At 57.5% G+C, this 2,972-nt stretch carries 3 protein-coding genes; 1 reads left to right on the top strand and 2 read right to left on the bottom strand.

Annotated elements, in window-relative coordinates; all coding sequences use genetic code 11:
• Positions 1–1,053 (top strand): amidohydrolase (locus AC1DUU_RS27850; RefSeq protein WP_476786581.1); only part of this gene is annotated, 1,053 nt, incomplete at its 5' end.
• A gap of 328 nt (positions 1,054–1,381) precedes the next feature.
• Here the strand turns inward: AC1DUU_RS27850 and AC1DUU_RS27855 are convergent.
• Together AC1DUU_RS27855 and AC1DUU_RS27860 are read right to left on the bottom strand one after the other, a co-directional pair.
• Positions 1,382–2,530: an AI-2E family transporter gene (locus AC1DUU_RS27855; protein ID WP_476786582.1), complete on the bottom strand. Its 1,149-nt coding sequence runs from the start codon at positions 2,528–2,530 to the stop codon at positions 1,382–1,384.
• A partial coding sequence (locus tag AC1DUU_RS27860) for an LssY C-terminal domain-containing protein (protein ID WP_476786583.1) occupies positions 2,527–2,972 on the bottom strand: 446 nt, incomplete at its 5' end. The genes AC1DUU_RS27855 and AC1DUU_RS27860, both read right to left, overlap by 4 nt.

Genomic DNA, 2,972 nt, shown 5'->3' on the forward strand with positions numbered 1-2,972 from the left:
GCGGAAATCGTTGCAAAATACCTGGAAGGCATCGGCATTGAGGTGCACCGCGGGGTCGGTGGCACGGGAGTCGTTGGCGTATTGAGATCAGGCAACGGGTCGGGGTCGATCGGCCTCCGTGCCGACATGGACGCGCTTCCCATGACCGAGATGTCGAACCTGCCGTTTCGATCCAAGACCCCGGGTCGAATGCATGCTTGTGGGCATGACGGTCACACCACCATGCTGCTGGGTGCCGCACGCTATCTTGCCGAGGCCAGGAATTTCAACGGAACGATCAACTTCATATTCCAGCCTGGAGAGGAAGGGTGCGGCGGCGCGCTAGCCATGCTGGAAGACGGTCTTTTTGAACGATTTCCATGCGATGCGATTTTCGGGATGCACAATCAGCCAGGATTAGAAGTCGGTCAGTTTCGCATCGCTCCAGGCGCCATTGCCGCGGGCGGTGGGTTTTTCGATATAAAGGTCACCGGTAAGGGATGTCATGGCGCGTACCCCGAGGCGGGAATTGATCCGTTTCTGACCGCTTGCCATATCGTTACCGCACTCCAGTCCGTCATATCAAGAAATCTGTCCCCCCATTCAGCGGCGGTCGTAAGTGTGACCCGCATCGTTGGCGGAGATGCCTACAACGTCATCCCCCATGAAGTGACCATTTCCGGAACGGCGCGTTTCTTCAGCCGGGAAGTTGGCACCTTGATCGAACAGTCGCTCCGCCGAGTAGTCGAAGGGGTTGCATCCGGTTTTGGCGCGAGCGCGGAACTCGACTTCCGCTTGCTCTTTGCACCAACCATAAACGACCCCGTTCAAACGGACGTCATGGCGAATGCCGCCGCCGCGCTAGTCGGAGAACTCAATGTCGACCGAAATCTTCCGGCAGAAATGGGATCTGAGGATTTTTCATTCATGCTGGAGCAGCGCCCCGGTGCCTACATTCTTCTCGGTAACGGTGACGGTGACGCCTTGCACCATCCGTCGTACGCATTCAACGACGCGTGCATACCGTATGGGGCGGCTCTTTATGCCAGCCTCGCATTGCAATTGGGACGTTGACCATCGCCAGACGATTTGTCCGGTGTCCGACATCCAGGCAAGTGAGGAAGGTCAATGCAAGCTTGGCGCCTGGAGGTCCGCTTTCGCGGCCTGTCGACCGAAAGCTGCCCGTCTGACGCCGGCCCCTGAACTGCTGTAGGAAATGACGTAACCGCAGAGATCGTCGCTCGTGCCGGCGACCCGGTATGCGGCGAGGCGCCCTTGCCGGTGGCGGCGTGACGCCTCCATTCCGTGCCTTGGGGCTGCCCGTTCGTCTGGTGTGCCCTTCGATAGGCCTCCAGTTCGGCGATACCGCTGCAGCAGATCGGCTACAATGCCGGTATTTTAATCATTCCGGGCCAGCCCTGTCTGAGACGTGGTAACTTGAACTTGCCTGAGACTGCCGCCTCGCGAACCGCAAGATCACGCCCAACGACGCCGCGATCGGTATCGCCAACAACACGCCGATGAAGCCGAACAGCCATCCAAAGGCAAACATCGCAAACATCATCCAGACTGGGTGGAGTTTGACGCGAGTACCAATGACGCGCGGCGACAGCACATAGTCGGCAAGCATTTCCCCGATGATAAAGATGCCCCCCACAACCGCGACGGGTACCCAATTCGGCCAGAACTGAGCCATCGCAACACACGTCGATACTAAGATACCAGTGGCGGCCCCGAGATAGGGAACAAAACTGATCAGGCCTGCGCTGATGCCGATCAAAATGGCATGGTTGAGCCCRGTCACTTTCAGGGCTGTCGCATAAAGCACGGCAAGCGTGAGACAAATGACGACCTGCCCGCGCACATAGCCCGCGACCGTTTCGTGGATTTCGCGCCCAAGCGCCCGAACATCGCCACGGTACGCCGGGGGGAACCAGCCATCGACCGTCGCAATCATTCGTTGCCAGTCAATAGCGAGATAGATGGCAATGATTGGCGTGACCACGAGTAGCGAAAGAAGGGAAATCAAGGCCAGTCCGCTCGACCACAACGAGCGAAGGAAGCGATCGAGCCAGTCGCTGCCCATCGTCCTCGCGACATCAGCTGCCGATTGCTCGATGTGAAGCTCGTTGCCCATGACAGTATGCAGCCAAGGGCGGTTTGCTTCGGTCATGAGTGACTGCAGTCGTGTGATGTAGCGAGGAAACTCATCAACAAAAAATCTGGCCTCGCCAATGACGGCCGGGAGCATCACCAAGAGAAAGGCGACAAAGCCCGCAACCAGCGGCAGGAAGACAGCAAGAGCTGCAAAGGAACGATTGATCCCGAACCGCTCCAACCTGTCGATCACCGGAACGAACAGATAGGCGAGCAATGCGCCGACGACGAACGGCAACAGGATTTGGTGCAATAGCACCAGCGTCACCAAAGCGACTGTAGAGACAGCAATCCAGAATGTGGCTGGTTGCGCCATTCTCATCGACGTTCTCCGCACATTCGGTTTCGAGCCCACTGCTGGCTTCGCTGCACCGTGGTCCAGATATTCGATCAATGTTCTGTCAAGTTGGCGAAGGCGATCTCACCGTCTGTAATGTAGTGGTTGACCTTTCCAGTCTGCAAAATCGAACCCGATTGGTGCAATGCGACTTCCCCGATCACCCCTTTTTCCCTCAGCTGGGTGACAATGTAATTGCGTTCTGCATTTGTGTCTGAATCGGTAGCATGTGTCACTTGGAGTGTCAGTCGGGCTAGTGATATTCCAGTGTCCCTGGTGCCGGCCCCGACCCACAGTACGTGCTGATCGGTCGGCGGCTTATCCGTATTCAACCAGAAGCTTGCTTCTGTCATATCGTCCTCGGAGTGGGCGAGGTTCAGCGCCCAGAAACGGACGTGATGGCGCTGGCGCGGGCTGTTGTTGATGGGCTGCTGGAACCCTATGTCCTGCCTGCGTCCAAATAGATAGAGCGTGCTGAAAGGAGCGGTGGGATACGGAG

Source organism: Aminobacter sp. P4_H6_2 (assembly GCF_056400805.1).